We start from the raw sequence: 287 nt of genomic DNA on the forward strand, positions 1-287 counted from the left end.
GACGGACACGGGACCTGGCAGGACATCGGCCAGGTCGCATCCGGTCTGACCACGGACGCGAGCCGGGTGCGGTTCGCGGACATCGACGGCGACGGCCGCACGGACTACTGCGTGCTGGACGGCAACGGCGGCATCCGTACCTACCTCAACCGCGGAGGAGACACCTCCGGCGGGTGGGCCGACCAGGGGCAGATCGCCAGCGGGCTGACCGGCGACCTGAGCCGGATCCGCCTGGCCGACATCAACGGCGACGGCAGGGCCGACTACAGCGTCATCAACCCCAACGG

General features: G+C 70.7%; 1 protein-coding gene. It reads left to right on the top strand.

Annotated elements, in window-relative coordinates; translation table 11 throughout:
• On the top strand, positions 1-287 hold a 287-nt coding region (locus IF30_RS0140640; protein WP_030248377.1), incomplete at both ends, for an FG-GAP repeat domain-containing protein.

The organism is Streptomyces sp. NRRL S-350 (genome assembly GCF_000719705.1).
GTDB lineage: Bacteria > Actinomycetota > Actinomycetes > Streptomycetales > Streptomycetaceae > Kitasatospora.